Raw genomic sequence first — 6,713 nt, 5'->3', positions numbered from 1 at the left:
GTACCGTCGAAGCGTCTGCCCCGTCGGTGAGCGGTGTTATAGGCCCCACACCACACACTGTCAAAGACCTTTTTGCATTTTATTTACTTTTTTCCATCATCTTGCCCTCTGTTTGCGGTATTTGTGCCGCAAACCCCGCAGAAAAGGGGGACTTTATAAAAAACCAGAATCGAGTAAACATTGACAGGAATCCATAAATACATCACTTTGTCCGAGCAGAGTATTGAGATTCTAAATAACAACAACATCGAATACGGCCGTATGTCGTCACGGATTCCGGAGCACTACGTGTGAAGAATAGATTCCACACACCTACTTTTATGGTTAATGCAGCAATAGGAAGCAGCCTATCGATTCTTGCCCTTGGCGGGATCTATTTCTGGCTTTCCAGTAGCACCCCTATAGAAGAGCAGGTTACAAACAAGACCCAAGCCGCCACTGTTGAAGTCACAGAAGATGCAAGCAGCACTTCCAATATCAACACGCAAGAAATTACCGTCGCATCACCAGAAGTTGTCGCGACCCTGAAAACAGATTTACTGACAAGTGAATATGTAGCCGTTGGGGCCGTTCCGACAGAAACCGCCGCAGATATACTAGAACCTAGTGATATCGAAAAAATGGTGACTGTTTCCCATGGTGACACACTTATGAGCTTACTTGTTGCCGCAGGCGCAACCCGCTCTGAGGCGCACGGCGCCATCACCGCCCTCACAGATGTCTATTCCCCCCGAAAAATTAGACCCGGGCTTGATATTGCCCTTACCTTTGCGCCACCATCAGCACCTATTGTTGAAGTAAAAGAACGCGATGTGGGTCCTTTACGAGCTATGCAGTTTCAGCCAAGTGTTGAGCGTATTGTAAAGGTCAGCACACCCGAGGGCGAAGAAAGCAAATATATTGCTGAAGAAATTCAACGCCCTCTCACCATGAAAATGGCACGTAGCACCAACGAGATTACAAGCAGTCTTTATCTCGCGGCGACGAATGTCAGTGTTCCCAATGACATCATGATCAAAATGATCAGGGCCTATAGCTTTGATGTGGATTTCCAACGCGAGATACAAAAGGGTGATAGCTTCGAAGTCGTTTACGAAGCCTATTATGATGAAGATGGCAATCTCGCCCGGACAGGTGAAATGCTCTACGGCAACCTCAACCTGTCTGGTGATGATATACAACTTTATCGCTTCACCCCCTCTAGCGGTTTTACCGACTACTTTAATGAAAAAGGCCAATCCGCGAAAAAAGCCTTGATGAGAACACCCGTGGACGGCGCGCGTCTTTCCAGCCGCTTTGGGAAACGCAAGCATCCGGTTCTTGGTTATACCAAAATGCATAAAGGTGTGGACTTTGCCGCCCCGCGTGGCACACCTATTTATGCTGCGGGTGATGGCGTCATTCTACGGGCAAACCGTTTCAGCAGCTATGGTAACTATGTAAAAATTCGTCACCATAGTGGCTATGAAACTGCTTACGCCCACCTAAAGGGCTTTGCCAAAGGTATCCGTAAATCCAAACGCGTGCGTCAGGGACAGGTAATCGGTTACGTTGGTACGACAGGACGTTCTACAGGTCCGCACCTTCATTATGAAGTGCTGTTCAATGGCCGTCAGGTTAATCCGTTAGGCGTTAAACTGCCAGCTGGTGAAAAGCTCAAGAAGGCTGACCTAAGAAACTTCAAATCTGAGAAAGCCAAAATCGACGGGCTGATTGAAGACCTGAAACAACCCGCAACCATTGCAAAGCTGAGCACAAACTAATCTCGGATTTTCCGGATTATCCAAATTATACCGCACAGAAAAAGGACCGCTTGATTAAACAAGCGGTCCTTTTTTATATCATACCAAAAGATACTCGGCCCAAGAGACACCAGAAACTAAGGTCGGCTAGTTGACGATTACGTAACAGCTAGCTTTCTGCCATTAATCGTCAGCACATCATCTTCTGCAGAGATATCCAGCTGCTCGCCATCATGTATCGCCCCCTCAAGTAGTAACGATGCCAACGGATTTTGTAGTTCCCGCTGAATCACACGTTTAAGCGGACGTGCACCATAGACAGGGTCATAGCCTTTTTCGGCTAGCCATTCGATGGATTCATCGTCGAGCTTTGCCTTGATATCGCGGTCAGCCAAAAGCTTTTGCAAACGACCAAACTGAATTTTAACAATAGAGCTCATGTGTCGGCGTTCCAAACGATGGAACAGAAGGACTTCATCAAGACGGTTCAAAAATTCAGGTCTGAAGGAAGCCCGAACCACCTCCATCACCTGTTCACGAACCACAGAACTGTCTTCGCCATCCGGCTGGTTCGCCAAGATATCAGACCCAAGGTTGGACGTCATAATGATTAGCGTATTGCTAAAATCAACTGTGCGCCCCTGACCATCCGTCAAACGCCCATCATCAAGAACCTGTAGAAGTACATTGAAGACATCCGGGTGTGCCTTTTCAACTTCATCAAAAAGGACAACCTGATAAGGCCGTCTGCGCACCGCTTCGGTTAAAGCGCCCCCCTCTTCGTAACCGACGTATCCTGGTGGCGCACCAATCATCCGGGAAACAGCGTGCTTTTCCATGTACTCCGACATATCCAAACGTACCATCGCGGTATCATCATCAAACAAAAAGGATGCCAAAGTTTTTGTCAGTTCAGTCTTCCCGACCCCGGTTGGTCCCAAAAAGAGAAAAGAACCGATAGGACGGTTAGGATCCTGAAGGCCAGACCTCGAACGGCGAACAGCATTGGAGATCGCAACAATCGCTTCATCCTGACCGATGACACGTTTCCTGAGAAGATCTTCCATTTGAAGAAGCTTCTCTCTTTCGCCCTCTAGCATCTTATCAACCGGAATTCCCGTCCAGCGAGAAACAACCCCGGCAATGGCATCTTCACGTACTTCTTCGTTCAGCATGTGGCCATCGCCAGCTTCTTCAGCCTGAGCCAACGTTCTTTCCAGCTCAGGCAGGCGACCATATTTCAACTCACCAGCCTTTTCCAAGCGACCATCTCGCTCTGCCTGTTCAAGCTCTAAGCGTGCTTGTTCAAGTTCTTCCTTAATCTTTTGCGCACCGGCAAGTTTATCTTTTTCCGATTTCCATTGGCTCGTGAGTGTGTTGCTTTTCTCTTCCAGCTCTGCAATTTCAAACTTCAACTTGTCGAGACGATCTTTGGCAGCCTTATCACTCTCTTTTTGAAGGGCTGACTGCTCGATCTTAAGCTGAATCAACCTGCGATCCATCTCATCGATTTCTTCTGGTTTGGAATCCACCTCCATACGTAGTCGGCTAGCAGCTTCGTCGACAAGATCGATGGCCTTATCTGGCAAGAATCGATCTGTTATATAACGATTTGAAAGTGATGCCGCGGCAACAAGAGCCGAATCTGTAATGCGAACGCCGTGGTGTAGCTCGTACTTTTCTTTCAAACCCCGAAGGATCGATACGGTGTCTTCGACATTCGGTTCTTCCACAACAACAGATTGGAAACGCCGCGCCAGTGCTGCGTCCTTTTCAATATATTTGCGATATTCATCAAGGGTTGTTGCGCCCACACAATGTAGTTCACCGCGTGCCAGAGCAGGCTTCAGCATATTGGACGCGTCCATTGCGCCATCTGTTTTACCAGCACCAACCAAGGTGTGTAGCTCATCAATAAAAACAATGATCTCACCACTTGCTTCGGTAACTTCCTGCAAAACAGCTTTCAATCGCTCTTCAAATTCACCGCGATATTTCGCACCCGCAACCATTGATCCAAGATCAAGAGACATAAGCTTCTTGTTCTTGAGGCTTTCAGGCACATCACCGTTCACAATCCGAAGAGCAAGTCCTTCAATAATTGCCGTTTTACCCACACCCGGTTCACCAATCAGTACGGGATTATTCTTCGTGCGCCTTGAAAGGACCTGAATAGTCCGGCGAATCTCTTCCTCGCGCCCGATCACAGGATCAAGCTTCCCTTCCCGTGCCATACTGGTCAGGTCTTGCGCATATTTTTTCAAGGCATCATAGCTATCTTCTGCAGATGCGGATTGAGCTGTCCGACCTTTACGCAAATCATTAATTGCAGCATTGAGGTTTTGAGCGGTTAACCCAGCATCTTTGAGAATTTTTCCAGATTCAGCTTCTTTAGATAGTGCAAGTGCGATTAGAAGACGCTCAACTGTAACATAGTTGTCACCCGCCTTTTTTGCGATCTGTTCTGCTTGTTCAAAGACTCTGGCCGTTTCTGGGGCAAGATACACCTGCCCGACATCCTGACCGCTGACCTTCGGTAACTTGGCCAATGCCCGGTCAACATCTTCCCGTGCTTTTGACGGTTTTCCGCCAGCGGCAGTAATCAGATTTGCGGCAAGTCCTTCCGAATCATCCAACATCACCTTTAGCATATGCTCAGGTGTCAGTCTTTGATGATCACTACGGTGTGCAAGCCCTTGCGCGGCCTGAATAAAACCCTGGGTTCTTTCTGTATAACTATTCAAATTCATATTTTTAAAGCCCTCTCCGTCATGCCTGCGTCAGCAGCACACAATCGTTGATGCAATACCATCCATCACCCACGATAGTAGCATGATGGAACTCTGACGTTGATCAAGATCACCCGTCACTAAATATATGTGTATCAGATTAATCGGATACAAGGATCGAACGCGCGGAATTTATCAATACATTCCTAAAACGACGAGCAGAAACGGCAAGGTAGCGTTCACCCACCTTCCCCATCTACCCTTGGGAAAAATAATAAAAAAAACCCTGCCCGAAGGCAGGGTTGGGAAATCCCATAGTTACGTCAGGAGAGATGAGTACATACCCAGAAGGAGCACAAACCAATAATACAAGCGATGTTCGCCGAATAGTTTGTGGTGTCTTCCTCGGTAGGAACTACAAGAAGGAAGCTAGCCTATGAAAAAATATTATGCAACTGAAAATCATTCTCATTTGAAAAAATTTTCATTTATTTTCAATATGTAAATTATTTCTCACCTGTTTTCCCGAATGCTTTATCCCCACAATCCGTTGAAACACAGGAGATTCGAAGATTAAATCATTAAAGGCTTGAAAAATAATGTGTAGCCAACACAATAGAAAAAAATTCGGGAAAGAAGATGTCTGCTTATATCAACTCAATCTACCGCTACCCTGTTAAAGGCCTTAGTGCGGAAAAGCTGGATCAAGTAAATGTCCAGAAAAGCGCTCTTATTCCTCATGACAGACGATTCGCCATTGCTCACGGCTCCACAGAATTTCCCGATGGCCCTGTCTGGCTCTCAAAAAAGCATTTTGTAATGTTGGCAAAGAATCCAAAATTGGCTCAATTGACGTCGAATTTTGACGAAGAGACAGAAATTCTTACTCTTTTACGTAATGGTAAAAGAGTATCCAGAGGAAAACTTACCGATCAGACTGGCCGCATGCTATTGGAACAATTCCTTGCAAGCTTCCTAGAATCAGATGTGCGCGGTACACCAAAGATTGTCGAAAATAAGACCTCAGCCTTTACAGACATTCCTGATTTACAAATATCCCTGATTAACCTCGAAAGCGTTAAAGACCTAGAGCGGGTCGTGAGAGCCCCCGTCGACCCTATGCGGTTTAGAGGAAACCTCTATATTGAGGGATTAAAAGCGTGGGAAGAAAATGACTGGATTGGGAAAGAGATCAAAGTAGGAAACGTCACTCTGGAGATAATGTCCCATATCGGGCGTTGTTCAGCGACGAACGTAAATCTAGACACTGCAGATGTTGATTTAAATATTCCCAAAAATTTGCAAGCAGGGTTTGGGCACAGAAATATGGGTGTATATGCTCAGGTTAAAACTGATGGCACTATACAAAAAAATGCACCAGTGACGACTGTTTAATACAATCAATCAACTGGTGCAAAAAAGCGAACTTTTAGACAGCCAAAAACCAAGAAGTAAAACTAAGCGGTTTCTGTCGTATCTTTTTCAACAGGATTTTTACGTGGGCGGCCCCTAGGGCGAGGCGCCTTAACTTCACCTGTATCTGCAACTTTTCGTGTACGCGTGCGCCGCTTAGGTTTTTCAGCCGGCGTTTCTTCAGCACCCAAAGGCAATTCAACCACAGCAGGCGTCGCCTTGGCAGTCTCTAGTTCTGGGTCTTGTTTAATTTCAAGCGTCGCTTTTTCAGCATGCTTCTCTACTGGGGCGGCATCATCAGAAGCCTCGTATCGAGGACGCCGGGTCCGAACACGGCCTCTTGCAGGTTTAGGAGCTTCCTCTTCAGCAGGACTTTCTTCATTCAAGACAATTGCTGGCTGTGCATCAGCTTCATTTTCAGAAGCAATATTCCCATCAACTGCTTTCGTATCTCCATCAGAAGAATTCCGAGTATTTCTATTGCGGTAATTATTATCCGACTGATTAGTTCGACCCGAATTAGGGTCGGTAGAATCATTAATCACACGGAAATAATGCTCTGCAAACTGATAGAAAGATTCGGCGGCAACACGATCCCCTCCGACAGCGGCGTCACGCGCCATTTGCAGGTACTTTTCTTTTAGCTGAGAGGCATTGCCGCGTATGCGCCCCCCAGGTCCATTACTATCGAAGACACCATTACGTGATTGCTGTGGTTTTCGATTACTGTTATTTGACCGGCCGCGCGGGCGACGGTTCGAATTGTTTGAATTTTGCTGTCTCATCATTCGCAAGCTAAATTAAATGCTAAATCTTGGGTATCGACAAA

At 46.5% G+C, this 6,713-nt stretch carries 4 protein-coding genes; 2 read left to right on the top strand and 2 right to left on the bottom strand.

The features are described 5' to 3' along the window. Positions 1-290 precede the first annotated feature (290 nt). Positions 291-1,763: a M23 family metallopeptidase gene (locus tag ACN0QW_RS17130; RefSeq protein ID WP_417433151.1), complete on the top strand. Its 1,473-nt coding sequence runs from the start codon at positions 291-293 to the stop codon at positions 1,761-1,763. A gap of 137 nt (positions 1,764-1,900) precedes the next feature. Here the strand turns inward: ACN0QW_RS17130 and clpB are convergent, their stop codons facing one another. Beyond that, positions 1,901-4,492, bottom strand: coding sequence for an ATP-dependent chaperone ClpB (gene clpB / locus ACN0QW_RS17125; protein WP_417433149.1), 2,592 nt, complete (start codon positions 4,490-4,492; stop codon positions 1,901-1,903). A gap of 618 nt (positions 4,493-5,110) precedes the next feature. Here clpB and ACN0QW_RS17120 point away from each other — a divergent pair. Continuing rightward, the gene (locus tag ACN0QW_RS17120) at positions 5,111-5,866 is read left to right on the top strand and encodes an MOSC domain-containing protein (RefSeq protein WP_417433147.1); all 756 of its coding nucleotides are present in this window, start codon (positions 5,111-5,113) and stop codon (positions 5,864-5,866) included. 62 nt (positions 5,867-5,928) lie between these two features. Here ACN0QW_RS17120 and ACN0QW_RS17115 read toward each other — a convergent pair whose 3' ends face one another. Next, complete coding sequence (locus ACN0QW_RS17115; protein WP_417433145.1) at positions 5,929-6,672, bottom strand: DUF4167 domain-containing protein; 744 nt, start codon at positions 6,670-6,672, stop codon at positions 5,929-5,931. Between the last annotated feature and the right edge of the window lie 41 nt (positions 6,673-6,713).

The organism is Kiloniella sp. (assembly GCF_048259265.1).
Lineage (GTDB): Bacteria > Pseudomonadota > Alphaproteobacteria > Kiloniellales > Kiloniellaceae > Kiloniella.
Note: the sequence above shows the minus strand (reverse complement) of the source record. Positions and strands in the feature narration are given on the sequence as shown.

Excerpts from the sequence above, each read along its gene's own strand:
- ACN0QW_RS17120 (WP_417433147.1), top strand. The coding sequence starts at position 5,111 with ATGTCTGCTTATATCAACTCAATCTACCGCTACCCTGTTAAAGGCCTT.
- clpB (WP_417433149.1), bottom strand. The coding sequence starts at position 4,492 with ATGAATTTGAATAGTTATACAGAAAGAACCCAGGGTTTTATTCAGGCC.
- ACN0QW_RS17115 (WP_417433145.1), bottom strand. The coding sequence starts at position 6,672 with ATGATGAGACAGCAAAATTCAAACAATTCGAACCGTCGCCCGCGCGGC.